Annotated in this window: 20 protein-coding genes and 4 tRNA genes; 10 read left to right on the plus strand and 14 right to left on the minus strand. The window is 68.8% G+C overall.

Going from position 1 to position 24,987, the window contains the following annotated elements:
- Position 1: 1 nt before the first annotated feature.
- Genes ABD197_RS08755 through pdxS form a run of 3 tightly spaced genes read right to left on the minus strand, consistent with a single transcriptional unit; the run spans position 2 to position 2,031 of the window.
- On the minus strand, positions 2–523 hold the full coding sequence (locus tag ABD197_RS08755; protein ID WP_344053612.1) for a hypothetical protein: 522 nt from the start codon (positions 521–523) through the stop codon (positions 2–4).
- 31 nt (positions 524–554) lie between these two features.
- Complete coding sequence (pdxT, locus tag ABD197_RS08760) at positions 555–1,151, minus strand: pyridoxal 5'-phosphate synthase glutaminase subunit PdxT (protein WP_344053614.1); 597 nt, start codon at positions 1,149–1,151, stop codon at positions 555–557.
- Entirely contained in the window at positions 1,141–2,031 is an 891-nt protein-coding gene (pdxS, locus tag ABD197_RS08765; protein WP_344053616.1) for a pyridoxal 5'-phosphate synthase lyase subunit PdxS, read from the minus strand. Before pdxS ends, pdxT begins: the two co-directional genes overlap by 11 nt.
- 98 nt (positions 2,032–2,129) lie before the next feature.
- On the opposite strand from pdxS, the gene ABD197_RS08770 reads away from it, so the two are divergent.
- On the plus strand, positions 2,130–3,485 hold the full coding sequence (locus ABD197_RS08770) for an aminotransferase class I/II-fold pyridoxal phosphate-dependent enzyme (RefSeq protein WP_344053618.1): 1,356 nt from the start codon (positions 2,130–2,132) through the stop codon (positions 3,483–3,485).
- 7 nt (positions 3,486–3,492) lie between these two features.
- On the plus strand, positions 3,493–4,344 hold the full coding sequence (gene pdxY / locus ABD197_RS08775; RefSeq protein ID WP_344053620.1) for a pyridoxal kinase PdxY: 852 nt from the start codon (positions 3,493–3,495) through the stop codon (positions 4,342–4,344).
- Positions 4,345–4,350: 6 nt separating this feature from the next.
- Here pdxY and ABD197_RS08780 read toward each other — a convergent pair whose 3' ends face one another.
- Both ABD197_RS08780 and thrS read right to left on the minus strand, forming a co-directional pair.
- Positions 4,351–4,893, minus strand: coding sequence for an HIT family protein (locus ABD197_RS08780; RefSeq protein ID WP_344053622.1), 543 nt, complete (start codon positions 4,891–4,893; stop codon positions 4,351–4,353).
- On the minus strand, positions 4,890–6,899 hold the full coding sequence (thrS, locus tag ABD197_RS08785) for a threonine--tRNA ligase (protein ID WP_344053624.1): 2,010 nt from the start codon (positions 6,897–6,899) through the stop codon (positions 4,890–4,892). The genes ABD197_RS08780 and thrS overlap by 4 nt, the downstream gene beginning before the upstream one ends.
- A 222-nt stretch (positions 6,900–7,121) precedes the next feature.
- Between thrS and ABD197_RS08790 the strand changes: the two genes are divergently transcribed.
- Positions 7,122–8,282 carry an SLC13 family permease gene (locus ABD197_RS08790; protein WP_344053626.1) on the plus strand — a complete coding sequence of 387 codons (1,161 nt, stop codon included), beginning with the start codon at positions 7,122–7,124 and terminating at the stop codon, positions 8,280–8,282.
- A 60-nt stretch (positions 8,283–8,342) separates the two neighbouring features.
- On the opposite strand, the gene ABD197_RS08795 is transcribed toward ABD197_RS08790, so the two are convergent.
- The 3 genes from ABD197_RS08795 to ABD197_RS08805 all read right to left on the minus strand — a co-directional run bounded on the left by ABD197_RS08795 (position 8,343) and on the right by ABD197_RS08805 (position 8,639).
- Positions 8,343–8,414 (minus strand) — tRNA-Val (locus tag ABD197_RS08795).
- Positions 8,415–8,441: 27 nt separating this feature from the next.
- Positions 8,442–8,512 (minus strand) — tRNA-Cys (locus ABD197_RS08800).
- Positions 8,513–8,566: 54 nt separating this feature from the next.
- Positions 8,567–8,639 (minus strand) — tRNA-Gly (locus ABD197_RS08805).
- 151 nt (positions 8,640–8,790) lie between these two features.
- Between ABD197_RS08805 and ABD197_RS08810 the strand changes: the two genes are divergently transcribed.
- A tRNA-Val gene (locus tag ABD197_RS08810) sits at positions 8,791–8,866 on the plus strand.
- Positions 8,867–8,873: 7 nt separating this feature from the next.
- Here the strand turns inward: ABD197_RS08810 and ABD197_RS08815 are convergent.
- The 3 genes from ABD197_RS08815 to zapE all read right to left on the minus strand — a co-directional run bounded on the left by ABD197_RS08815 (position 8,874) and on the right by zapE (position 11,952).
- Positions 8,874–9,383, minus strand: coding sequence for a type II toxin-antitoxin system PemK/MazF family toxin (locus tag ABD197_RS08815; RefSeq protein ID WP_344053628.1), 510 nt, complete (start codon positions 9,381–9,383; stop codon positions 8,874–8,876).
- Between the two features lie 76 nt (positions 9,384–9,459).
- Positions 9,460–10,734, minus strand: a complete 1,275-nt coding sequence (locus tag ABD197_RS08820) for an ammonium transporter (protein WP_344053630.1) — start codon at positions 10,732–10,734, stop codon at positions 9,460–9,462.
- 183 nt (positions 10,735–10,917) lie between these two features.
- Complete coding sequence (gene zapE, locus ABD197_RS08825) at positions 10,918–11,952, minus strand: cell division protein ZapE (protein ID WP_344053633.1); 1,035 nt, start codon at positions 11,950–11,952, stop codon at positions 10,918–10,920.
- 121 nt (positions 11,953–12,073) lie between these two features.
- Here zapE and ABD197_RS08830 point away from each other — a divergent pair, with 121 nt between their 5' ends.
- Positions 12,074–12,973, plus strand: coding sequence for a sulfurtransferase (locus ABD197_RS08830; protein ID WP_344053635.1), 900 nt, complete (start codon positions 12,074–12,076; stop codon positions 12,971–12,973).
- 24 nt (positions 12,974–12,997) lie between these two features.
- Complete coding sequence (locus ABD197_RS08835) at positions 12,998–13,435, plus strand: SufE family protein (protein WP_344053637.1); 438 nt, start codon at positions 12,998–13,000, stop codon at positions 13,433–13,435.
- Between the two features lie 10 nt (positions 13,436–13,445).
- On the opposite strand, the gene ABD197_RS08840 is transcribed toward ABD197_RS08835, so the two are convergent.
- A complete protein-coding gene (locus tag ABD197_RS08840; RefSeq protein WP_344053639.1) occupies positions 13,446–14,642 on the minus strand; it encodes an alpha/beta hydrolase family protein in 1,197 nt (398 codons plus the stop codon).
- 25 nt (positions 14,643–14,667) lie between these two features.
- Between ABD197_RS08840 and ABD197_RS08845 the strand changes: the two genes are divergently transcribed.
- The 4 genes from ABD197_RS08845 to ABD197_RS08860 all read left to right on the plus strand — a co-directional run bounded on the left by ABD197_RS08845 (position 14,668) and on the right by ABD197_RS08860 (position 19,889).
- Positions 14,668–15,258 carry a DUF3000 domain-containing protein gene (locus ABD197_RS08845; protein WP_344053640.1) on the plus strand — a complete coding sequence of 197 codons (591 nt, stop codon included), beginning with the start codon at positions 14,668–14,670 and terminating at the stop codon, positions 15,256–15,258.
- Positions 15,251–16,450: an HRDC domain-containing protein gene (locus tag ABD197_RS08850; RefSeq protein ID WP_344053641.1), complete on the plus strand. Its 1,200-nt coding sequence runs from the start codon at positions 15,251–15,253 to the stop codon at positions 16,448–16,450. The genes ABD197_RS08845 and ABD197_RS08850 overlap by 8 nt, the downstream gene beginning before the upstream one ends.
- A gap of 71 nt (positions 16,451–16,521) precedes the next feature.
- Positions 16,522–17,730, plus strand: a complete 1,209-nt coding sequence (locus tag ABD197_RS08855; RefSeq protein WP_344053643.1) for a thiolase family protein — start codon at positions 16,522–16,524, stop codon at positions 17,728–17,730.
- Positions 17,730–19,889, plus strand: a complete 2,160-nt coding sequence (locus tag ABD197_RS08860; RefSeq protein WP_344053645.1) for a 3-hydroxyacyl-CoA dehydrogenase NAD-binding domain-containing protein — start codon at positions 17,730–17,732, stop codon at positions 19,887–19,889. Before ABD197_RS08855 ends, ABD197_RS08860 begins: the two co-directional genes overlap by 1 nt.
- Positions 19,890–19,951: 62 nt before the next feature.
- Here ABD197_RS08860 and dxs read toward each other — a convergent pair whose 3' ends face one another.
- A complete protein-coding gene (dxs, locus tag ABD197_RS08865; RefSeq protein ID WP_344053647.1) occupies positions 19,952–21,919 on the minus strand; it encodes a 1-deoxy-D-xylulose-5-phosphate synthase in 1,968 nt (655 codons plus the stop codon).
- A 102-nt stretch (positions 21,920–22,021) separates the two neighbouring features.
- Positions 22,022–24,856, minus strand: a complete 2,835-nt coding sequence (locus ABD197_RS08870) for an aconitate hydratase (RefSeq protein ID WP_425561008.1) — start codon at positions 24,854–24,856, stop codon at positions 22,022–22,024.
- Between the last annotated feature and the right edge of the window lie 131 nt (positions 24,857–24,987).

Genomic DNA, 24,987 nt, shown 5'->3' on the forward strand with positions numbered 1-24,987 from the left:
CCTACAGCGCGAACTCGAAGCCGAAGCGGGAGGACAGCAGCGCCACGAGGTCGCGGGGCACTTTGGTGACGTACGCGGGTGCGGGCACGAGCGTGTCCGCCGAGCCGATGAACGGGAAGTAGACCGGCCCGTCCGTGAGGGCCTCTATCGAGTCGCGGATCGCGACGATGTCGGAGCCGATGCGTCGCAGGGCGGTCAGGGTGATCGGAGAGGCGAGGCGGAGCGTGTCGCTCACCGGCATGCGCCAGTGGGGCAGCTCTTCGCCGTGCCGGGCCGTCGTCTCCTCGCCGAGCGGCCCGAGCACGCGACCCCACGCGGCGATGCCGGGAACGGGGAGGGTCCGATCCCACACGAACAGGGTGTCGCCCGGCTCGGTGCAGCCGACGAGCTCGTGCGACCACTCGAAGCGCCGGTCGGGTGAGGCCTTCGGAGCACGCAGCGCGTCGCCGACGACGCCGCGGGACGGCGCGATCATCCAGTACCGCTCCTCGGGGCGGTCGTGCCACCACTTGTTCACGGTCATGCCAGAAACCTAGCCGGTGTGCGCCCGCCGGTCAGGCGGCACGCACGGTCTGCAGGAACAGCTCGTGGAACCGGTGCTCGCCGGTGACCTCCGGGTGAAAGCTCGTGCCCAGCAGCGCGTCGCGACGCACAGCGACGATCCGTCCGTCGTCCAGCCGCGCGAGCGTCTGCACCGACGGTCCCGCCGACTCCACCACCGGCGCCCTGATGAACACGGCGTGCACGGGCGGGTCTCCGAGTTCCGGCACCGCGAGATCCGTCTCGAAGGAGTCCAGCTGGCTTCCGAAGGCGTTGCGGCGGACCGCGATGTCCAGGCCGCCGAAGCTCTCCTGACCCGCGATGCCGTCGATGATCCGGTCGGCGAGCAGGATGAGTCCGGCGCACGTGCCGTACACCGGCATCCCCGCGGCGATCGCGGTGCGGATCGGGTCCTGCATTCCGAACGCGCGCGAGAGCTTGTCGATCACGCTGGACTCGCCGCCCGGGATGACCAGCCCGCGCACCGACGCCAGCTCCTCCGGTCGTCGGACCAGACCGACGTCGGCGCCGAGGCCCTCCAGCACGCGGACGTGCTCGCGCACGTCTCCCTGGAGGGCGAGGACGCCGACGCGCGGCCTGTTACCAGCCACGCTCGGCGAGCCGGTGCGGCGCCGGAAGGTCCGAAACGTTGATGCCGACCATCGCCTCGCCGAGTCCGCGCGACACGTCGGCGATGACCTTGGCGTCGTCGAAGAACGTCGTCGCCTTCACGATCGCCGCAGCGCGCTGCGCGGGGTTGCCCGACTTGAAGATGCCGGAGCCGACGAAGACCCCGTCCGCACCGAGCTGCATCATCATCGCGGCGTCGGCGGGGGTCGCGACGCCGCCGGCCACGAAGAGCACCACGGGAAGCGATCCGGTCTCGGCGACCTCGGCCACGAGTTCATACGGCGCCTGCAGCTCCTTGGCGGCGACGTAGAGCTCGTCCTTCGTCATCGAGCGGAGGACGTTGATCTCGCTGGAGATCTTGCGGATGTGCTTCGTGGCCTCCGACACGTCGCCCGTGCCTGCCTCGCCCTTCGACCGGATCATCGCGGCGCCCTCGTTGATGCGGCGAAGCGCCTCACCCAGATTCGTGGCTCCGCACACGAACGGCACCGTGAAGCCCCACTTGTCGATGTGGTTGACGTAGTCGGCGGGCGAGAGGACCTCGGATTCGTCGATGTAGTCGACGCCGAGCTCCTGGAGCACCTGCGCCTCGACGAAGTGGCCGATACGGGCCTTGGCCATCACCGGGATCGACACGGACGAGATGATGCTCTCGATCATGTCGGGGTCGCTCATGCGGGACACCCCGCCCTCGGCGCGGATGTCGGCGGGGACCCGCTCGAGGGCCATGACGGCGACGGCTCCGGCGTCCTCGGCGATCTTGGCCTGCTCGGCGGTCACGACGTCCATGATCACGCCGCCCTTCAGCATCTCGGCGAGACCGCGCTTGACGCGGCTGGTTCCGGACTGGGGTGTGCTCACGAGGGATCCTTTCGGCGGACGCGCAGAGGCGCGGGCGGCGCGGTCGAGTTTTGGCCTAGGCCAAAAGATATCATGTACCGCGACGTAGAATCGGGCCGATGGATGCCGAACTGATGGACCTGATCCGCGGGCGTTCCGCCGCCGACATCGCCGATGCGGTGCGGGCGCTGGTCGAGCGCGGCGCGCTGCGTGCCGGAGACGCTCTGCCGCCGGTGCGCACCCTCGCGGAGGGGCTCGGCGTCAACCGCAACACCGTCGCATCGGCCTACCGCCAGCTCGCGCAGGCCGGCCTCGTCGTGACCAAGGGACGAGGCGGAACGACGGTCGCAGATCCTCGGCCCGTCCCGCAGGAGGGTTTCGCCGGCGACAGTGTTCTGCGGGATGTCGCGACGGGCAATCCCGATCCGGAGTTCGTGCCCGACCCGGCGCGCGCGCTCGCGGCGATGGCGGGGCGTCCCGTGCTGTACGGCGAGCCGGTGATCGATCCCGACCTGGAGCGCTGGGCGGCGAAGTGGATGAGCGACGCCACTCCCCCGGGCGCCCCCGCGCGCCTGACGATCACGAGCGGCGCCGCGGACGCGATCGAGCGCCTGCTCGCGCAGGCGCTCACGCGCGATGACGCGGTCGGTCTGGAGGATCCCTGCTTCCTCGCCGCGATCCACACCGTGCGGGTCGGCGGCTACCGGCCGGTCGGCATCCCCGTGGACGACGAGGGCATGACCGTCGAAGGGTTGCGCGCGGCGCTCGAACGCGGGGTCCGGGCGATCATCTGCACGCCGCGCGCGCAGAACCCGACCGGGGCGAGCCTCACGGCCGCACGGGCCGCGGCCCTCCGCGACGAGCTGCGCGCCCATCCCTACGTCCTCGTGATCGAGGACGATCACTTCTCGATGCTCTCTCAGCGACCCCTGCATTCTCTGATCGGTCCGCATCAGCGGCGGTGGGCGGTGATCCGCTCGGTCTCGAAGTTCCTGGGGCCCGACATGTGCCTGGCCGTGACGGCGTCCGACCCCGACACCGCGGCCGGGCTGGCGACCCGTCTGACCCCCGGGACGACATGGGTGAGCCACTTGCTGCAGCGGCTCGTGCTCGCCCTCATGACGGACGCCGACGTGCGCGGGAAGATCGCTTCGGCCGCTGCGCACTACGCCGCCCGCAACGTCGCGTTCGCCGCCCGGCTCACCGCACACGGCGTTCCCACGATCGCGCGCGACGGTCTGAATCTGTGGGTGGAGCTGCCGGTCGCGGCCGATGACGTCGTCCACCGGCTCATGCGCCGCGGGTGGCTCGCCCGCAGCGGTGAGGAGTTCCGGCTGTCGCCGGGAGCGGCATCCGATCGGCTTCGTCTCACCGTTCACGACCTCGACGACGCGGATGCCGAGCACTTGGCGACCGACATCGCCGCCGCGGTCCGCGCGTCGGCTCAGCGACCCGGCACGCGCGAAGTGGCATGATCGAGCGGTGAAGATCCTCTCCATCCAGTCCGCGGTCGCATACGGCCACGTCGGCAACTCCGCCGCAGTGTTCCCGCTTCAGCGCATCGGCGTCGAGGTCCTGCCGGTGTACACGGTGAACTTCTCCAATCACACGGGGTACGGCGCGTGGCGCGGACCGCTCATCGCGCCCGAGGACGTGCGCGAGGTCATCGCCGGAATCGAGGACCGCGGCGTCTTCCCGCAGATCGACGTGATCCTCTCGGGCTACCAGGGCGGCGAGGGAATCGCCGACGTGATCCTGGATGCCGTGACCCGCGTGAAGGCTGCGAACCCGTCTGCGGTCTACGCGTGCGACCCCGTCATGGGGAATGCGAAGTCCGGCTGCTTCGTCGCACCCGCCATCCCGATCCTGCTGCGCGACCGGGTCGTGCCGGCCGCGGACATCCTGACGCCGAACCAGTTCGAACTCGGCTTCCTCACCGGGACGGAGCCGCGCACCCTCGCGGAGACCCTCGCGTCGGTCGACCTGATCCGCGCCACGGGCCCGCGTACGGTGCTCGTCACGAGCGTCGAGCAGCCGGACCGCCCCGACGGCACGATCGAGATGCTCGCGGTGACCGACGACGGCGCGTGGATCGTGCAGACGCCGCTCATCCCGATGAAGGCCAACGGATCGGGCGACGTCACGGCGGCCCTGTTCACCGCGCACCTGCGTGCCGGCGGGGACGCCGCGGATGCGCTGGCGCGGACCACCTCGAGCGTGTTCGACCTGCTGCAGCTCACGTACGATTCGGGCGAGCGCGAACTCCAGCTCGTCGAGGCGCAGGAGTCCTACGCCCGCCCGCGCCTGCAGTTCGCGGTCCGCCAGGTCCGCTGAGCAGGTTCAGGCTGTCGGCCAGGCCTCGGCGACCGCCCGGCGGACTTCGCCCAGCAACTGCGGCAGTGCCTTGGTCCTGGCGATGATCGGGAAGAAGTTCGCATCCGCGCTCCAGCGCGGCACGATGTGCTGATGCAGGTGCTCGTCCACGCCCGCGCCGGCGACGGCGCCCTGGTTCATGCCGATGTTGAACCCGTCGCAGCGGGAGACCTCGCGCAGCACCCGCATCCCGGTCTGCGTCAGCGCGCCGATCTCCGCGACCTCTTCGGCAGAGGCCTCGTCGTACTGGCCGATGTGCCGGTACGGGCAGACGAGAAGGTGGCCTGAGTTGTACGGGAACAGGTTCAGCAACACGTAGGCGGAGCGCCCACGGTGCACGATCAGCCCGTCCTCGTCCGATTTCTCGGGCGCCGCGCAAAAGGGACATGCGTCGCGCAGAGGCTGCGGACCCGCCTGGATGTAAGCCATCCGGTGCGGGGTCCACAGTCGCTGGAACTGGTCGGGGACTCCGGCGAGCCGGGCCGCCTCAACGAGTCCCTCGTCGCTCATGCCAGATCCTCGGCCGTGTCCACCAGCGTGCGGTCCTCGATCGCCCGCAGGATGCGCTGCACGGCATCCGCCACGGGGATGCCGTTCTGCTGCGTTCCGTCGCGGAACCGGAAGGACACGGTACCGCCGGCACGATCCTGCTCACCCGCGATCAGCTGCAGCGGGACCTTCTGGGTGGTGTGCGTGCGGATCTTCTTCTGCATGCGGTCATCGCTGTGGTCGACCTCGGCGCGCACGCCCTCGGCGACCAGACGCGCGATGATCTCGTCGAGGTACTCGCCGTACTGCTCGGCGACGGGGATGCCGACCACCTGCACCGGCGAGAGCCACACCGGGAACGCGCCGGCGTAGTGCTCGAGGAGGATCGCGAAGAAGCGCTCGATCGAACCCATCAGCGCCCGGTGGATCATGACCGGCCGCTTCTTCAGCCCGTCACGGTCGGTGAACTCCAGATCGAACCGCTCGGGAAGGTTGAAGTCCAGCTGGACGGTCGACAGCTGCCAGGTGCGCCCGATGGCATCCTTGACCTTCAGGTCGATCTTCGGTCCGTAGAAGGCCGCTTCGCCGGGGACTTCGGTGAGCTTCAGTCCGCTGGCCAGCGCGACGCGTCGCAGCGCATCCGTCGCCTCCGCCCAATGCGCCTCGTCACCGATCCACTTGGCCTTCTCGTCGTCGCGCATCGACAGCTCGAGCTCGAAGTCGCTCAGCCCGAAGTCGCGCAGAAGCGACAGCACGAACTCGAGGACCTTCGACACCTCACCCTCGAGCTGCTCCGGAGTCACGAACAGGTGCGCGTCGTCCTGGGTGAACCCGCGGACGCGAGTGAGGCCGTGCAGTGCGCCGGAGAGCTCGTTGCGGTACACCGTGCCGTTCTCGGCGAGGCGCATCGGCAGATCCCGATAGCTGCGCGCCCGCTCGCGGTAGATGAGGATGTGCATCGGGCAGTTCATGGGCTTGAGGTAGTAGTCCACGCCCTGCTTCGTGATCTCGCCGTTCTCGTCGCGCTCCTCGTCCATGCGGATCGGCGGGAACATTCCCTCCGCGTACGTGACGAGGTGATTGGACTCGATGAAGAGGTCCCGCTTGGTGATGTGAGGCGTGTACACGTACGTGTAGCCCGCCGCGCGGTGGCGGCGGAGCGCATGCTGCTCCATCTCCTGACGGACGATGCCGCCGCGCGGGTGCCAGACGGAGAGGCCCGAGCCGATCTCCTCCGGGAACGAGAACAGGTCCAGCTCCTTGCCGAGGCGCCGGTGGTCGCGCTTCGCGGCCTCCTCGAGACGCTGCTGGTACGCGCGCAGGTCATCTTTCGTGGGCCAGGCGGTGCCGTAGATGCGCTGCAGCTGGGGGTTCTTCTCGCTCCCGCGCCAGTAGGCCGCGGCGATGCGGGTGAGCGCCCACCCGTTGCCGATGAGCCGTGTGCTCGGCAGGTGGGGTCCGCGGCAGAGGTCCTTCCAGACGACCTCGCCGTCCCGGTCGACGTTGTCGTAGATCGTGAGCTCGCCGGCGCCCACCTCGACGGAGGCCCCCTCGGTCTTGTCCGCGCCGCCGCCCTTGAGCCCGATCAGTTCGAGCTTGAACGGCTCGGCGGCGAGCTCGGCACGCGCTTCGTCGTCGCTGACCACACGGCGGACGAAGCGCTGTCCCTCGCGGACGATGCGCTGCATCTCTTTCTCGATCGCCTTGAGAGCTTCGGGCGTGAACGGCTCGGCGACGCCGAAGTCGTAGTAGAAGCCGTCGGTGATGGGCGGACCGATGCCGAGGTTCGCCTGCGGGTCGATGCGCTGTACGGCCTGGGCGAGCACGTGCGCCGTGGAGTGTCGGAGGATCGAAAGCCCGTCCGCGCTGTCGATCGAGACCGGTTCGACGTCATCGCCGGGCTGGACGGTCGTGGCGAGGTCTTTCAGCTCGCCGTTGACGCGCAGAGCCACGACCGAGCGATCGGGGAAGAGGGCGAAGCCGTCGGCGGGCAGCGACACGTCCGACGGGAGGGTGACATCGGTCAAGGGAATTCTCCAGAGGTGACTCGGATGAAGGATGGCTCAGCTTCGGGCGCGGCGCGCCCTGCCCGCTCAGGCGCCGCGCGTTCGCGCGCCGAAGAGGGCGACAGTCGTCGCGGTCCCGTGGTGGCGCAGTCCCATCCCTCCAGTCTAGGGCCCGCGCTCCCGCGGACGCGGTGGGCCGATCGGTGCCGGTCGGGTCCGCCCGCGCCGCGCGCGGACGCGATGATGGATGCTGTGAAACTCGCCCTGGTCGGTGCCGGCCTTCTGCTGCTCGGTGGTGCGGCGGTGATCACCGGAGTGCTTCCGGCGGCTGACGCGCTCGCGATCGCCGACCGGGTCTGGCCGATCCTCGCGTTCGTCGTCGCGGTGACGATCGTGGCCGAGCTCGCCGCCGCGGCAGGCGTCTTCGACGTGGCGGCATTCGCCTTGGCCCGATGGGCGCGTGGACGCACGTGGGTGCTGTGGGCGCTGGTCGTCGTGCTGGCGATCCTCGCCACCGCCTTCCTGTCGCTGGACACGACCGCCGTCCTGTTGACACCCGTCGTCGTGGCCGTGGCCCGGGCCCACCGTCTGGACCCCCTGCCGTTCGCCTTCACGACCGTCGTGCTCGCCAACACCGCGTCGCTCGTGCTTCCGGTGTCGAACCTCACGAACCTGCTCGCCGTCGAGCGCCTCGGCATCGCCGGGCCGCTGGAGTTCCTCGCCCTCACGGGTCCGTCCGCGTTCGTCGCGATCGCCGTGTCGGTTCTCATCCTCTTGCTCGCGCAACGCCGCAGTCTGCGCGGACGCTATCTGCTGGCGACGCCTCCGCACGTCGAGGACCGCGTCCTCCTCATCACGGCCGCGGTCGTGGTGATCGCTCTGCTCCCGCTCCTCGTCTCGGGCATGCCCCCGTGGATACCGGCGACCGCCGCCGCGATCGCGCTGTCGATCGTCTTCGCGGTGCGCTCGCGTCGGACTCTCCGCCTCGGACTCGTGCCCTGGCAGCTTCTGGTCTTCGCGTCCGGCCTGTTCCTGGCGGTCGGGGCGATCGAGGCGCTCGGCTCTCAGCGGGTCCTGGAGGCGATCGTGGGGACGGGGACGTCGCCATCGGACCTCCTGCAGGTCGCCGCAGCGGGCCTGTTCGGCGCGAATGCGATCAACAACCTCCCCGCGTACCTCGCACTGGAGGCGGCTGCGGGAGCTCCGGAGCGGTTGGCGGCACTCCTGGTCGGGGTGAATGCCGGCCCGCTCATCGCCCCGTGGGCGTCGCTGGCGACGCTGTTGTGGCATCAGCGGCTGCACGCTGTCGGCGTCGATGTGCCGTGGCGGCGCTATGTCCTGCTCGGCCTCGCGATCGCTCCGGTGACCGTCCTGCTGGCCACTCTCCCGCTCGCTGTGCGCTGAGGGCTCTCGCGTCCGGGGTGGAAAAGCGAAAACCCCCGGCTGTCCGGGGGTTCTCATGTGTGCGCGATACTGGGATCGAACCAGTGACCTCTTCCGTGTCAGGGAAGCGCGCTACCGCTGCGCCAATCGCGCCCGTACGGGCATATTCAGTTGTCGGTGAGGTGGCGACGGGATTCGAACCCGTGTAAACGGCTTTGCAGGCCGGTGCCTAGCCGCTCGGCCACGCCACCGTGTGGATTGACCCCACGTGCGGTGGTCTTCCGTGAAGAAGACTCCTGCACTCGAGCGGATGACGAGACTCGAACTCGCGACCCCAACCTTGGCAAGGTTGTGCGCTACCAACTGCGCTACATCCGCGTGGCCCGGATTGCTCCGGGCGCTTGAACGACTTTAGCCGATGAATTCACACTCGCCAAACCAGGCGCGACCCGCGCGTGTCACCGGTCACCGACGGTTCGGGCAACCCTCCGGCATCGGGTAGGATCGAGTCTCGGCCCCGCAGGGCCACGGGCGATTGGCGCAGTTGGTAGCGCGCTTCCTTCACACGGAAGAGGTCATCAGTTCGAGTCTGGTATCGCCCACCACAGCCGCTCAGCCGGCGAACTCCCATCCGTACCGACGGCGCAGAGCCTCGGCCACGATCCGGAATCGGGCGGAATCCAGTGCGGCGGCCTCGCGGCGCATGCCGTCCGCGTGCACGCTGTAGAGCTGATCGATGTCCACCCACGACGGACGCCCTTGGGAATCCCACGCGCCGGGTCCGATCGGGAGGAAGTCACGCTCCCCGTCGTGAGCCTTGCTCGTGAGCTTCACGGCGAAGGCGCGATCGGTGCCATGCCGCCCGATGATCAGCACCGGCCGGTCCTTCCCGCGCCCGTCGTTCTCCGCGTACGGCACCCAGGTCCACACGACCTCTCCCGCGTCGGGCGCGCCGTCGCGTCGCGGCGCATAGCCGATGGCCACCGGTTCCACACGGCGGGGATCCAGCTCGACGGTGCCCGTCGCGCCGCCGGCCGTCGGTCGTAGTGCCGCGGGCGTCCGCGCCCGCGCGGGGCGGAACAGTCGCACGAGTGCACTCAGGAGGGTGTTTCGCGAGGCCATCCTCAGACGATAGCCCCGACACGCGGAACACCCCGCGACCGAGGTCGCGGGGTGTTCTGCGTGGTGAGCTTGTCGATCAGGCCTTCGTGTCGGCGAGGACGTAGCCCTCTTCGCCGTGGACGATCGTGTCGATGCCGGCGATCTCGTCCTCGTTCTTCACGCGGAAGCCGATCGTCTTCTGGATCGCGAAGCCGATGATCCAGGCCAGCACGAACGAGTACGCCATGACCGCGAAGGCGGCGATCGCCTGCACGAGGAGCTGCGTTCCGCTGCCGCTGTAGATCAGGCCCGTCCCGTTCGCGAAGAAGCCGAGGTACAGGGTTCCGATGAGGCCACCGACCAGGTGGATGCCGACCACATCGAGCGAGTCGTCGAAGCCGAGCTTGAACTTCAGCTCGATCGCCAGGGCGCAGACCGCTCCGGCGACGAGGCCGAGGACGATCGCCCAGATCGGAGTGAGCGAGGCACACGCCGGGGTGATCGCGACGAGGCCCGCGACGGCGCCGGAGGCGGCGCCGACCGAGGTGGGCTTGCCGTCCTTGATCTTCTCGACGATCAGCCAGGCCAGCAGTGCCGCAGCGGGTGCGGCGATCGTGTTGACGAAGGCGATCGCCGCGGTGTTGTCGGCGGCGAGCTCGGATCCGGCATTGAAGCCGAACCAGCCGAACCACAGCAGGCCCGCCCCGAGGAGGACGAACGGCGGGTTGTGCGGGACGTGCACGCCCTTCTGGAAGCCGACGCGCTTGCCGAGGACGAGTGCCAGCGCGAGGGCAGCGGCACCGGCATTGATGTGCACGGCGGTACCACCCGCGAAGTCGATCGCACCGACCCCGAACACGTTCTGCATGCCGTACGTGATCCAGCCGCCGTAGGCGAAGCTGCCGTCATCGGCCAGGCCGAAGTTGAACACCCAGCTGGCCACGGGGAAGTAGACCACCGTGGCCCAGATCGCCGCGAAGATCATCCACGCGCCGAACTTGGCACGGTCGGCGATCGCGCCGGACACGAGCGCCACCGTGATGATCGCGAACGTCGCCTGGAAGGCGACGAAGGCCAGCGGCGGGAAAGCCGCACCGTCGGGCGTCTCGAGGAGGTTCGCCAGCCCGAACTCTGCGGGGTCGATCGCCCACGGGAACTGAACGGTGCCCTCCGCGGTTGCCGGGAACGCGATCGCGTAGCCGTACAGGACCCACAGGACGCCGATGAGTCCCATTGCGCCGAAGCTGAGCATCATCATGCTGATGACGCTCTTGGCCTTGACGAGGCCGCCGTAGAAGAAAGCGAGTCCTGGAGTCATCAACAGGACCAGCGCTGCCGATATCAGGATGAATGCCGTGTTGCCTTGATCCATCTCGAAGTGAACCTCTCTGCAGGGACGCAGGGTAGAAAGCGTCGGGTGGTCCCAGTGTCGAGGCGCCGGGTTTCCTGCGGCCGGAGAGTGTGTTTCGCGTCTGTTACGTCGGGCGCGGTCAGGTAAACATCAGGTTTCCTCGGGCCGCGAGACCCGCATGAATCGCCGCGATTGCGTCTGGACTCAGTCCAGCGTCGAGGCGATCAGGCGCGAGATGGCCCGAAGGTACTTCTTGCGGTACCCGCCGGCGAGCATCTCCTCGGGGAAGACGAGATCCAGGCTCGCACCCGTGGCGCGGATCGGCAGCTGCGCGTCGTAGACGCGGTCGATGAACGCGACGAACCGCAGCGCCGCGGACTGATCGTTCAGTGGAGCCACGTCGCGCATCCCGACCAGGGACAGACCCTCGATGAGCCGGATGTAGCGGGACGGGTGCACGGTGGCCAGATGGGCGACCAGGTCGGCGAAGGCGTCGTCGGAGACGGCACCGGAGGTTGCGGCATCCGCGATCTTCTCGGCGTACTCGGCCTCGGTGAGCACGTCGGCGTGCCCGTCGAGAGCCCGGTGGCGGTAGTCGGTCCCGTCGATGCGGATCGTCTCGAAGCTCGCCGCCATCGCGTGGATCTCGCGCAGGAAGTCCTGGGCGGCGAACCGGCCCTCGCCGAGGGCGTTCGGCGGCGTGTTGGAAGTCGCCGCCAGTCGCGTGCCCGAGGCGACGAGTTCGCCGAGGAGCCGCGTCATCACCATCGTGTCGCCGGGGTCGTCGAGCTCGAACTCGTCGATGCAGAGGAGGTCGGAACCGCGGAACAGATCGACGGTGTTCTTGTAGCCGAGGGCTCCCACGAGGGCGGTGTATTCGATGAACGAGCCGAAGTACTTCCGGCGCACGGGCATCGCGTGGTAGATCGCCGCCAGCAGGTGCGTCTTGCCGACGCCGAATCCGCCGTCCAGATACACTCCCGGCTTCGGATCCGGCGTCTTCTTCGCGCGACGGAACAGTCCCCCGCGCTCTTGCGCCGCGCCGAGACCGGCGAAAGTCATCAGCGTCGCCTTCGCCTCCTGTTGCGAGGGGAAGGCGGCATCCGCCCGGTACGACTCGAAGCTCGCCTGGGCGAACTGCGGAGGCGGCACGAGTGAGGCGACCATGTCGGCGCCCGAGATCTGCGGTGTCCGCTCGGTGAGATGGACGATTCCCGTGATGGCCGTGGAGGGTGTCATCCTGCTGATCCTGTGTCGCCTTCTTACGCGGGTGGGTGCACGTCTCCACCCGGGAATCTAGGCTCGAAGACGCGGTGCCAGCCTACGCCCGACCGCACCCGTCCCGATCCGAGGAGCCCCGATGACCGTCGCGTTCGACACGTCCTCCCCCAAGTTCGCCGAGTACGCCGAGCCCGGACGGCTCGTCACCGGAGCGTGGCTCGAGGAGAACCTCGGCACCCCCGGTCTCGTGGTCGTCGAATCGGACGAGGACGTCCTGCTCTACGAGACGGGACACATCCCCGGTGCCGTCAAGGTGGACTGGCACACCGAGCTGAACGACCCGGTCGTACGCGACTACGTCGACGGCGCGGGTTTCTCGCGGCTGCTGAGCGCGAAGGGCATCTCCCGCGAGGACACGATCGTGATCTACGGCGACAAGAACAACTGGTGGGCCGCATATGCGCTCTGGGTCTTCTCGCTGTTCGGTCACGAGGATGTGCGCCTGCTCGACCGGGGTCGAGACGGATGGATCGCCGACGGCCGTCCGCTCACGACCGAGCCCACCGTCCGCGAGAAGACCGACTATCCGGTGATCGAGCGCGACGACAGCTCCCTGCGGGCCTACAAGGAGGACGTGCTCGCCCACCTCGGCAAGCCGCTGATCGACGTGCGCTCGCCGGAGGAGTACGACGGTTCCCGGACATCCGCGCCCGCGTACCCGGAAGAGGGCGCGCTGCGCGCAGGCCACATCCCGACGGCGGCGAGCGTGCCGTGGGCGCGGGCGGTCGCCCCGGACGGCGGCTTCAAGCCGCGCGCCGAACTCGACGCGATCTACCGTGACGAGGTCGGCCTGGCCGACGGGGACAGCGTGGTGGCCTACTGCCGCATCGGCGAGCGATCCAGTCACACCTGGTTCGTCCTGAAGCACCTCCTCGGCTTCGAGGATGTGCGCAACTACGACGGCTCCTGGACCGAGTGGGGCAGCGCGGTGCGCGTACCGATCGCGGTGGGCGCCGAGCCGGGGTCCGTGCCCGCCTGAATCGACCGTGGAAGGATGTCAGGGATGACTTCCGACCTTCTTCCCGCGCCGCTGGCCGAGATCCGCGACGACTTCCTCGAGCTGCCCGAGCCTGAACGCCTCCAGTTGCTCCTGGAATTCGCGAACGAGCTCCCCGAGGTTCCCGCGCGTTTGGAGGGTCATCCCGAGCTGCGTGAGCGCGTCGCGGAGTGCCAGTCCCCCGTCTACATCATCGTCGAGGTCTCCTCGGACGACGTCGTGACGATGCACGCGACGGCTCCGGCGGAAGCACCGACGACTCGCGGGTTCGCGAGCATCCTCGCGCAGGGCATCTCGGGCCTCACCGCCGATGAGGTGCTTGCGGTGCCGGACGACTTCCCGCAGAGCATCGGACTCACGCGTGCCGTCTCCCCTCTGCGCATCGCCGGGATGACCGGGATGCTGATGCGCGTCAAGCGTCAGGTCCGCACGAAGCGCGCGTGAGCGGCCACACTCACTCCGGCAGGAGCGCCCGTTCCTCCAGCCACGAGCGGATGCTCCCGCTCCAGCGCTCCTGGTCGTAGTTCCACAGCTTCGTGTGGCGGGCGGTGTCGAAGACCTGCATCTGCACGAGGTCGGGCCGCGCCACGACCAGATCGTGCGACGCGTCGGAGGGCACGAAGCCGTCGTCGTCGCTGTGCAGGATGAGGATCGGATGCCGCAGCTCGGGTGCGCGCGCGATCACGTCGAGCCGGTCGAACGGGATCGCCGCCCCGGCCCCGGCCATGTGCGCGGACCACTCCGTGCGCAGCGCGCCGATCGCGAGCCCGGTGACGGCGGTCGGGATGTGCTGCTGGCGGGCCTGATAGCCCAGCACCACGCGCCAGTCCACGACCGGGGACTCGAGGATCACGCCCGCGAGCACATCGCGGTGTGCGGAGTTCAGCTCGAGCTGCAACGCGATCGCGCCGCCCATCGACCAGCCCATCAGCACGATGCGCTTCGCTCCCCGACGCCGCGCGAACCCGATGGCGGCGTCGACGTCGCGCCACTCGGTCGCGCCGAGGGAGTACGTGCCCGCACGGCTCCGGGGTGCCTCGCCGTCGTTGCGGTACGACACCAGGAGCGACGTGATGCCGAGACCGTGGAAGAGGGGCACCGCGCGCAGGCACTCGGCGCGGGTCGTCCCGCGCCCGTGGATCTGGATGACCCAGACCTCTCCCGTTCCCGCGGGGAACAGCCACGCCGGGCAGGGGCCGACCGCCGACCCGATCAGCTCGGACGTGTACGGGAGGTGCAGTTCCGCCGGGGTGTCGTAGTACCAGCCGCTGAACGCGGCGTCCGCGGAGATCCGCGCCTGGGGACCGATCTCGGTCAGGAGCTTCCGCTTGACGCTCGTGGCGTCTTCCGCGAGGACGGATCCGAGCTTCACGTACGACTCCGTGCCGCTGGTGAACAGTCCGTAGCGACCCGGCAGCTCAGTGTCCGGCGTGCGCGCCAACGTGATCGTCTGCGCGGACGTGTCCAGGCTGAGGATCCGCGTATCCGGCACGCGTGCGGCGGGGGTCACCACCCGCCGGGCGAGGTGCAAGGACGTCAGCGCCAGGGCAGACACCGTGAGTCCGAGCGCTCCGCCGAGCAGCACGAGGGCGGCCCGGACACCGGCCTGGAGTGCGGGAGGGGCCATCGCGGCGCGCCTGGAGTCGACCATCGAGGCCCCACTCTAGTCTTTCGGCGTGGCTGAGCTTCGTCCTCCGAGCGCGTCGCCGTCGTTCGAGAGTGCGGCGGCGAGCGTGCGTGCGACCGTCTTCCGCCCCGATCTGTCGGTGCGGGAGATCCCCGCTCCCGGCGGCCTGGCGCCCGAGTGCATCGCCCTGGCCGGCGACGTGCGACCCGACGCGGAGGGCGAGGATTCCCGGTACGGCACGGGCCGTTTCCTCCTCCTGCATGATCCCGGCGAGCCGTCTCCGTGGAACGGACCGTGGCGCATCGTCTGCTTCGCCCAGGCCCCGCTCGAACCCGACATCGGCATCGATCCGATGCTCGCCGACGTCGCCTGGTCGTGGCTGATGGATGCCCTGGGCTCGCGACGGGCGGGATTCCATTCCGCGTCCGGGACGGCGACGAAGACCCTGTCGACGGGCTTCGGCTCGCTCGCGGCCGAGGGTGACGGGGCGCAGATCGAGCTGCGCGCGTCGTGGTCGCCGGATGGCGAGATCGCCCCGCACGTCGAAGCATGGGCGGAACTGGTCTGCATGTTGGCGGGGCTCCCGCCGGGTTCGGAGGACATCGCGGTGCTCGGATCGCACAGGGGGCCGCGTGACTGACTACACCGTGATCACGGATGCCGCAGGGCTACGGGAGGCGGCCGCCGCGCTTGTCGGCGGCACCGGCCCCGTGGCGGTCGACGTCGAGCGTGCCTCGGGATTCCGCTATTCCCAGCGCGCCTATCTGATCCAGGTCTTCCGCCGCGGGAGCGGCGTGTTCCTGTTCGATCCGCCGGCGGTGGGTGACTTCGGCGCGCTGCAGGAAGCGATCGGCCACGAGGAGTGGGTGCTGCACGCCGCGAGCCAGGACCTCCCGTCCCTGCGCGAGCTCGATCTGCGTCCCGATCGCATCTTCGACACCGAACTCGCTGCCCGGATGCTCGGACACGCGCGGGTCGGACTCGGTGCGGTCGTGGAGGACACGCTCGGGATCGTTCTGGCCAAAGCCCATTCGGCATCCGATTGGTCCACTCGTCCCCTGCCGCAGTCCTGGCTGGAATACGCCGCCCTCGATGTCGAGCACCTGGTCGACGTGCGGGACGTCCTCGTCGCCGAGCTCGAGGAGCAGCGCAAGACCGCGTTCGCCGCAGAGGAGTTCCAGGCCGTGCTCGAGCGTGAGCCGAAGCCGCCGCGCGAGGACCCGTGGCGGCGCCTCAGCGGTCTGCACACCGTCCGTGGTCGCCGCGCCCTCGCCGTGGCCAGGGCGCTGTGGACGGCGCGCGAGGAGTACGCGCGCGAGCAGGACATCGCCCCCGGGCGTCTGGTGCCCGATCGATCGCTCGTGGCCGCGCTGATCGCGGATCCGAAGACGAAGCAGGAACTCGCCCAGGTGAAGGAGTTCACCGGGCGCGCGAGTCGGAGCCAGCTCGACCGCTGGTGGGCGGCCTTCGAGGCCGGCCGGGCCGCGACCGACCTCCCCCTCGAGCGGGCGCCCGGCGGCGATTCGATCCCACCGGCGCGCGCGTGGGCTGATCGCAATCCGCCCGCGGACCTGCGCCTGAAGGCTGCGCGTCCCGCTGTCGAGGGGCTCGCCGAGCAGCTCGGGATGCCGACCGAGAACCTGCTGACCCCAGAGCTGCTCCGGCGTCTCGCATGGAGCCCACCCGAGCCCCTCAACGCGGCAGCGATCGGCGACGCGCTCGCGGAATGGGGCGCCCGACCCTGGCAGATTGCGCAGACTGCACAGCTGATCGCGGATGCCTTTGTGCAATCCGTGCAAACCCCTCCGCCGGCCCCCGAGACCGCTTCGTAGGTTCCTCCAACCGATTCCGGACCGATTCGGCCGGCTCCTAGGCTGATCGCATCCCAACTTACGGAGGCAGAGTGGCCGAGATCTCGGACGTCTATTTCGTCGATGGAATGCGCACCCCTTTCGGGCGCGCCGGCGAAAAGGGCATGTACTGGAACACCCGCGCAGATGACCTGGCGGTCAAGGCGACCATCGGTCTCATGGAGCGCAATCCCGGCGTTCCCGCCGACCGCATCGACGACGTCGCGCTGGCCGCGACTTCGCAGACCGGAGATCAGGGGCTGACCCTCGGGCGCTCTGTCGCCCTTCTCGCGGGGCTCCCGCAGACGGTGCCGGGGTTCGCGATCGACCGCATGTGCGCGGGTGCGATGACGAGCGTCACGACGATGGCAGGCTCGATCGGCATGGGCATGTACGACCTCGCCCTCGCCGGCGGCGTGGAGCACATGGGCCGCCACCCGCTCGACGGCAGCAACGTCGACCCGAACCCCCGGTTCGTGGCCGAGAAGCTCGTGAGCGCGGACGCCCTGAACATGGGCCTGACCGCCGAGCGGCTGCACGACCGGTTCCCGAACCTGACAAAGGAGCGCGCCGACCGCTACGGCATGCTGAGCCAGCACAAGGCACAGGCGGCATACGAGGCGGGCAGGTTCCAGCCGGATCTCGTCCCGGTCGCCATCAAGGATGCCGAGGGGGCATGGGGCCTGGCGACCCAGGACGAGGGGCGACGCCCCGAGACGACGATGGAGGGTCTCGCGGCCCTGAAGACCCCGTTCCGTCCGCACGGGCGCGTCACCGCGGGCACATCCTCCCCTCTCACCGACGGTGCGACGATGAGTCTCCTCGCGGGGGGCGGCGCCGTGAAGGAACTGGGCCTGGCTCCGAAGATGCGGCTCGTCTCGTTCGCGTTCGCAGGCGTGCAGCCCGAGGTGATGGGGGTCGGCCCGATCCCCTCGACCGAGAAGGCGCTCAAGAAGGCCGGCCTGTCGATCGACGACATCGGTCTGTTCGAGCTCAACGAGGCCTTCGCGATCCAGGTCATCTCGCTGCTGGACCACTTCGGCATCGCCGACGACGATCCGCGGGTCAACCAGTGGGGAGGGGCGATCGCGCTCGGCCACCCGCTCGCGGCATCCGGCGTGCGTCTCATGATCCAGCTCGCCGCCCAGTTCGCCGAGCGACCCGACGTCCGTTACGGTCTCACCGCGATGTGCGTGGGCCTCGGACAGGGCGGATCGGTCATCTGGGAGAACCCGCACTTCGACGGAAAGAAGAAGAAGTAATGGCAAAGACCGTCGCCGAGCAGTACGCGGACGTCGACTTCTCCCCCATCCAGGCGCTCACGGAGGGCGAGGTCATCACCCGCTCGACCGTGCGCGACGTGCGTCTGCCTTCCGGGAAGGTGCTCGCGCTCATCACGCTCGACAACGGGCGCGACCACACGCGGCCGAACACCTTGGGTCCTGCGACGATGATGCAGCTCGGTCAGACGCTCGACGCTCTGAAGGTCCGCGCCGGGGCCGGTGAGATCCAGGCGGTCGGCATCACCGGCAAGCAGTACATCCTCGCCGCCGGAGCCGACCTGTCCGACATCTCCCGGGTCGGCTCGAAGGCGAACGCGAAGCTCATCGCCCAGCTCGGCCACAAGGTGTTCGGCCAGCTCGACGAGCTCGGCGTCCCCACCTTCGCTTTCGTGAACGGGCTCGCCCTCGGCGGGGGGCTGGAGATCGCCCTGAACTCCACCTACCGCACCGTCGACGCGTCCGCCGCGGCGATCGCGCTGCCCGAGGTCTTCCTCGGGATCATCCCCGGCTGGGGCGGCGCGTACCTGCTGCCCAACCTGATCGGGATCGAGAACGCCCTCGAGGTCGTGATCTCCAACCCGCTGAAGCAGAACCGGATGCTGAAGCCGCAGCAGGCCTTCGACTACGGCATCGTGGACGCGATCTTCCCCGCGGCGAACTACTTGGAGAACTCGCTCGCGTGGGCGGACGGCGTCCTTTCCGGCACCGTCAAGGTGCACCGGAAGAACGAGCCGGGGAAGATCGAGCGCCTGACGAAGTGGCCCATCGCGATCAAGATGGCGCGCGGGATGCTCGAATCGCGGATCGGATCCGTGCCGAAGTCGCCCTACGCCGCCCTCGAGCTGCTCGACAAGGCCAAGGGGGGCACGAAGGCCGAAGGGTTCGCGCGCGAGGACGAGGCTCTCGCCGAGCTCGTGACCGGCGATCAGTTCGCCGCCTCGATGTATGCGTTCGACCTCGTCCAGAAGCGGGCCAAGCGTCCGGTCGGTGCGCCCGACCGGCAGCTCGCCAAGAAGGTCACGAAAGTCGGCATCATCGGCGCGGGTCTGATGGCCAGTCAGTTCGCCCTGCTGTTCGTCCGCAAGCTCCAGGTTCCGGTGCTCATCACCGACCTCGACCAGGCGCGCGTCGACAAGGGCGTCGCATACATCCACGACGAGATCGGCAAGCTCGAGGCGAAGGGGCGACTCGACGCGGATGCCGCGAACAAGCTGCGCGCCCTCGTGACGGGCACGACCGACAAGAGTCTGTACGCGGACTGCGACTTCGTGATCGAGGCCGTGTTCGAAGAGGTCGGCGTGAAGCAGGCCGTCTTCGGCGAGATCGAGAAGATCATCGCCGAGGACGCGATCCTCGCCACGAACACGTCGTCGCTCTCCGTGGCTCGGATCGGCGAGAAGCTCGAACACCCCGAGCGGCTCGTCGGCTTCCACTTCTTCAACCCGGTGGCCGTCATGCCGCTCATCGAGATCGTGAAGACGCCGCAGACGTCGGATGCCGCTCTGTCGACGGCTTTCGTCGTCGCGAAGGGGCTCGGCAAGAACGCGGTCCTCACCGCCGATGCTCCCGGATTCGTGGTGAACCGCCTCCTGGCGAAGGTCATGGGCGAGGCGGCGCGTGCCGTCTACGAGGGAACGCCTCTGCTGACCGTCGAGAAGGCGTTCGCGCCGATCGGTCTGCCGATGACGCCGTTCGCGCTCATCGACCTCGTCGGCTGGAAGGTGGCGGCGCACGTGCAGGACACGATGTCTCTCGCCTTCCCCGACCGTTTCTATGCGAACGCCAACTTCCACGAGCTCGCTGAGCTCGAGGAAATCGTCGAGAAGGACAAGTCCGGGCGCGTCAGCGGATGGTCCAAAGCCGCCGAGAAGGTGCTCAAGGGCGCCGTCGGCTCCACCCCGGCATCCGAGGAGGAGATCCTCCGTCGTGTGCAGGACGGACTGGCGCAGGAGATCCGGATCATGCTGGACGAGGGCGTCGTCCCCGAGGTCGAGGACATCGATCTGTGCCTCATCCTCGGTGCGGGGTGGCCGTTCATCGACGGTGGAGCCTCCCCCTACCTGGACCGTGAGGGAGCGTCCGAACGCGTCTTCGGCGGAACGTTCCACGACCCGAAGATCGTCGGCATCGAGGGCTGACCCGCCGAACGCACAGCGCCCGGTCTCATCGAGAGACCGGGCGCTGTCGCGTGGCGGAAGACTCAGATGTCGCGCACCTCGTCGTGTCGCTGCTGCGCGTCCACGTCCGTCAGCCACTCCGGGCGCTGCTCGGTCGGCCGGGCGACGGGGATGCGCGTACCCAGGACCTGGGAGACGACATCCTGCGCGATCTTGGCCGCCGTGAGGCCGGCATCCTCGAGGATCTGCTCCCGACTGGCATGATCGATGAACTCGTCGGGGATGCCGAGCTCATCCACCGCCGTGTCGACGTTGGCCTCGCGCAGCACCTGACGCACCCGCGTGCCGATGCCGCCCACGCGGATGCCGTCCTCGATCGTGATGACGAGGCGGTGGGCCGCCGCGAGCTCGATGATCGACGGCTGCACGGGCACGACCCAGCGCGGATCGACGACCGTCGCACCGATGCCCTGCGCGCGGAGGCGGTCCGCGACGTCGACCGCGATATGCGCCATCGGACCGATGCCGATCAGGAGCACGTCCTGCGCGTCTGAGCGCGCGAGGACGTCCACGCCGTCCGGCAGGCGCTCGAGCGCGGGCAGCGTCGGACTCACGGAGCCCTTCGGGAAGCGGATGACGGTCGGCGCGTCCTCGACCGCGACGGCTTCGCGCAGTTCCTCCTGGAGCCGCTCCGCGTCGCGCGGGACGGCGATGCGGATGTGCGGGACGATCTGCAGCATCGCCAGGTCCCAGATGCCGTGGTGGCTCGGACCATCCGGCCCGGTGACCCCGGCGCGGTCAAGGACGAACGTGACGCCGGCACGGTGCAGGGCGACATCCATCATCACCTGGTCGAAGGCGCGGTTCATGAACGTGGCGTAGATCGCCACGACGGGGTGCAGACCGCCGAAGGCGAGGCCGGCCGCGGAGGCGACGGCATGCTGCTCGGCGATGCCGACGTCGTACACGCGGTCGGGGAATCGCTGGGCGAACGGCAGCAGACCCGTCGGGCGCAGCATCGCCGCGGTGATGCCGATGATGTCCTCGCGCTCCTCCCCGACGGCGACGAGTTCGTCGGCGAAGACGTCCGTCCACGCCGTGGCGGAGGATCCTCCGACGGGGGCGCCGGAGAGAGGATCGATCTTGCCGACCGCGTGGAACTGGTCGGCTTCGTCGTTGCGTGCAGGCTCGTAGCCGCGGCCCTTCTCGGTGATCGCGTGGACGATGACGGGGGCGCCGAAGTCCTTCGCCAGCTCGAGGGTCTCGATGAGCGCCGGAAGGTCGTGGCCGTCGACGGGACCCAGGTACTTGATGTCGAGGTTCGAATACAGCGCCGCGTTGTTCACGAAGCGCGACAGGAAGCCGTGCGTGCCGCCGCGGACGCCGCGGTAGAACGCGCGCGCGGCGGGTCCGAGCTTGCCGAAGAACGAGTCCGAACCGCGGTGCAGGGTCTGGTACGTGTCCGCCGTGCGGACGCGGTTCAGGTATCGCGCCATACCGCCGATCGTCGGGGCGTACGAGCGGCCGTTGTCGTTGACGATGATCACGAGATTGCGGTCGTTGTCGTCGGAGATGTTGTTCAGTGCCTCCCACGTCATCCCGCCCGTGAGGGAACCGTCTCCGACGACGGCGACGACGTGACGGTCCTTGCGTCCCGTCCGGGTCAGGGCCCGTGACACGCCGTCCGCCCAGCTGAGGGAGCTGGACGCGTGCGAGGACTCCACGACGTCGTGCGGGCTCTCGGAGCGCTGGGGGTAGCCGGCCAATCCCCCGCGCGAGCGCAGTCCGGTGAAGTCCTGGCGCCCGGTGAGCATCTTGTGGACGTACGACTGGTGACCCGTGTCGAAGATCATCGGGTCGTTCGGCGAGTCGAACACGCGATGCATGGCGATCGTGAGCTCGACGATGCCGAGGTTGGGACCGAGGTGCCCGCCGGTGCGGGAGACGTTCTCGATGAGGAACGCGCGGATCTCGGCGGCGAGCTGCTCGAGCTGCTCGAGGCTGAGCGCGTCGAGGTCCCGCGGAGTCGAGATCGATGACAGCAACGACATCCTGGTTCCTTTCGGGGCCACGGACGGGCCCTGTCAGTCTAACGGCGGTGGGTGCGCGAAAGGGGCGGGGTGAAGCCACCCCGCCCCCGTGGAACGCTCGGATCAGACGAGCGAACGCAGGACGTATTGGAGGATGCCGCCGTTGCGGTAGTAGTCCGCTTCTCCGGGCGTGTCGATCCGGACGACGGCGTCGAACTCGATCGGCTCCTTGCCCGCGGCGGAGAACTCGCTCGGCTCGGCCGTCACCCGGACGGTCTTCGGCGTCACGCCGTCGTTCAGCTGCTCGAGCCCGTGGATCGAGACGATCTCGGTGCCGTCCAGGCCCAGCGACTCCCAGCTCTCGCCCGCCGGGAACTGCAGCGGAACCACGCCCATCCCGATCAGGTTCGAGCGGTGGATGCGCTCGAAGCTCTCGGTGATGACGGCCTTCACGCCGAGCAGGCTCGTGCCCTTGGCCGCCCAGTCGCGCGACGAGCCGGACCCGTACTCCTTGCCGCCGAAGATCACGAGCGGCGTGCCCTGAGCCTGATAGTTCTGGCTCGCGTCGTAGATGAACGACTGCGGGCCGCCCTCCTGCGTGAAGTCGCGCGTGAAGCCGCCCTCCACGACCGCGCCGTCGTTGACCGCGCTGACGAGGGCGTTCTTGAGCCGGATGTTCGCGAACGTGCCGCGGATCATGACTTCATGGTTGCCGCGGCGGGATCCGTAGGAGTTGAAGTCCTTCTGACCGACCCCGTGCTCGGTCAAGTACTGCGCGGCGGGCGTGCCGGCCTTGATGTTGCCGGCCGGGCTGATGTGGTCCGTGGTCACCGAGTCGCCGAGGGTCGCGAGTACCCGGGCGCCGGTGATGTCTGCGACCGGGGTGAGTTCCATCGACATGCCGTCGAAGTAGGGCGCCTTGCGGACGTACGTCGAGTCCGCGTCCCACTCGAACACGGGTCCGGTCGGGGTCGGCAGGTTCTTCCAGCGCTCGTCGCCCTCGAAGACCGTCGCGTACTGCGTGATGAACTGCTCGCGCGAGATCGAGGAGTCTATGATCTCCTGCACCTCGTCGGGCGCCGGCCAGATGTCCTTCAGGAAGACATCGTTGCCCGCCTCATCCTTGCCGAGCGCGTCGGTCTCGAAGTCGAAGTTCATCGAGCCGGCCAGCGCGTACGCCACCACGAGGGGCGGCGAGGCGAGGTAGTTCATCTTCACGTCGGGGCTGATGCGACCCTCGAAGTTGCGGTTGCCCGAGAGGACGGCCGTCACGGCGAGGTCGTGATCGTTCACCGCGGCGGAGACCTCCTCGATGAGCGGTCCCGAGTTGCCGATGCAGATCGTGCAGCCGTAGCCGACGGTGTAGAAGCCGAGTCCTTCGAGGTCCTTGTCCAGGCCGGACTTCTCGTAGTAGTCGGTGACGACCTTGGATCCGGGGCCGAGCGTGGTCTTGACCCACGGCTTCTGCTTCAGACCCTTCTCGCGGGCCTTCCGGGCCAGCAGGCCGGCGGCGATCATGACCGAAGGGTTGGACGTGTTGGTGCACGAGGTGATCGCCGCGAGGGTGACCGCGCCGTTGTCGAGCACGTACGGCGACCCGGTCGGCGGCGTGATGCGCACCGGCCGCGAGGCGGCAGCGGGCCCGCCGCTGGAGATCAGGATCTCGCCCGTGTGGGTCTCCTCCTCGCCGGGGACGGAGCCCGGGTCGGATGCCGGGAAGGACTGATCGACCTCGAGGTCGACGATGGAGTCCGAGGAGGTCGCCGTGGCGTAGTTGAGGATGTCCTTCTCGAACTGGCTCTTGGCCTCCGAGAGCAGGATGCGGTCCTGGGGGCGCTTGGGACCGGCGATCGAAGGCACGACCGTCGACAGGTCGAGTTCGAGGTATTCGCTGAAGACCAGTTCGCGGGACGCGTCGTGCCAGAGCGACTGCTCTTTGGCGTAGGCCTCCACGAGCGCGACCGTCTGCTCGTCACGACCCGTCAGGCGCAGGTAGTCCAGCGTGACGTCGTCGATCGGGAACATCGCGGCGGTGGAGCCGAACTCCGGGCTCATGTTGCCGATCGTGGCGCGGTTGGCCAGGGGCACGGAGGCCACGCCCTCGCCGTAGAACTCGACGAACTTGCCGACCACGCCGTGCTTGCGCAGCATGTCGGTGATCGTGAGGACCACATCGGTGGCGGTCACACCGGCGGGGATCGCGCCGGTCAGCTTGAACCCCACGACGCGCGGGATGAGCATCGACACGGGCTGACCGAGCATCGCGGCCTCGGCTTCGATGCCGCCCACGCCCCAGCCGAGGACGCCGAGTCCGTTGACCATCGTGGTGTGCGAGTCCGTGCCGACGCACGTGTCGGGGTATGCGCGCAGCGTGCCGTCGACCGTGCGGTCGTAGATGACCTTCGCCAGGTGCTCGATGTTGACCTGGTGGACGATGCCGGTGCCGGGGGGCACGACCTTGAAGTCGTCGAATGCGGTCTGGCCCCAGCGCAGGAACTGGTACCGCTCGCCGTTGCGCTCGTACTCGATCTCGACGTTGCGCTCGAGGGCGTTCTCGGTGCCGAAGAGATCGGCGATCACGGAGTGGTCGATCACCATCTCTGCGGGCGAGAGCGGGTTGATCCGGTTGGGGTCGCCGCCGAGAGCGGTGACGGCCTCACGCATCGTCGCCAGGTCGACGATGCAGGGCACGCCGGTGAAGTCCTGCATCACGACGCGCGCGGGCGTGAACTGGATCTCGGTGTCGGGCTCGGCCGCGGCATCCCAGGAGCCGAGGGCCTCGATCTGAGCCTTCGTCACGTTCGCGCCGTCCTCGGTGCGCAGAAGGTTCTCCAGGAGCACCTTCAGGCTGAACGGGAGCTTCTCGAAGCCCGGCACCGTGTCGATGCGGAAGATCTCGTAGTCGGTGCTGCCGACCGTCAGGGTGCTCTTCGCACCGAAGCTGTCAACCGTGGACACGTGTGTCTCCTTCGTCGGCGGCGGAGCGGATCTACGACCCGGAATCCCCATCTTCCCCGTCCTCACGGGCACTGGCTAGCAAGGCTCGCCTAACCGGAGGAACAGGGCAATTTATCTCGATGTCAAGATAA

Source organism: Microbacterium lacus (assembly GCF_039531105.1).
Taxonomy (GTDB): domain Bacteria; phylum Actinomycetota; class Actinomycetes; order Actinomycetales; family Microbacteriaceae; genus Microbacterium; species Microbacterium lacus.

What these genes read in the sequence shown, in the direction of transcription:
- ABD197_RS08755 (WP_344053612.1), bottom strand. Translation starts at nt 523, where the DNA reads ATGACCGTGAACAAGTGGTGGCACGACCGCCCCGAGGAGCGGTACTGG.
- ABD197_RS08770 (WP_344053618.1), top strand. Translation starts at nt 2,130, where the DNA reads ATGGATGCCGAACTGATGGACCTGATCCGCGGGCGTTCCGCCGCCGAC.
- ABD197_RS08780 (WP_344053622.1), bottom strand. Translation starts at nt 4,893, where the DNA reads ATGAGCGACGAGGGACTCGTTGAGGCGGCCCGGCTCGCCGGAGTCCCC.
- ABD197_RS08790 (WP_344053626.1), top strand. Translation starts at nt 7,122, where the DNA reads ATGGATGCTGTGAAACTCGCCCTGGTCGGTGCCGGCCTTCTGCTGCTC.
- ABD197_RS08815 (WP_344053628.1), bottom strand. Translation starts at nt 9,383, where the DNA reads ATGGCCTCGCGAAACACCCTCCTGAGTGCACTCGTGCGACTGTTCCGC.
- ABD197_RS08820 (WP_344053630.1), bottom strand. Translation starts at nt 10,734, where the DNA reads ATGGATCAAGGCAACACGGCATTCATCCTGATATCGGCAGCGCTGGTC.
- zapE (WP_344053633.1), bottom strand. Translation starts at nt 11,952, where the DNA reads ATGACACCCTCCACGGCCATCACGGGAATCGTCCATCTCACCGAGCGG.
- ABD197_RS08830 (WP_344053635.1), top strand. Translation starts at nt 12,074, where the DNA reads ATGACCGTCGCGTTCGACACGTCCTCCCCCAAGTTCGCCGAGTACGCC.
- ABD197_RS08835 (WP_344053637.1), top strand. Translation starts at nt 12,998, where the DNA reads ATGACTTCCGACCTTCTTCCCGCGCCGCTGGCCGAGATCCGCGACGAC.
- ABD197_RS08840 (WP_344053639.1), bottom strand. Translation starts at nt 14,642, where the DNA reads ATGGTCGACTCCAGGCGCGCCGCGATGGCCCCTCCCGCACTCCAGGCC.
- ABD197_RS08860 (WP_344053645.1), top strand. Translation starts at nt 17,730, where the DNA reads ATGGCAAAGACCGTCGCCGAGCAGTACGCGGACGTCGACTTCTCCCCC.
- dxs (WP_344053647.1), bottom strand. Translation starts at nt 21,919, where the DNA reads ATGTCGTTGCTGTCATCGATCTCGACTCCGCGGGACCTCGACGCGCTC.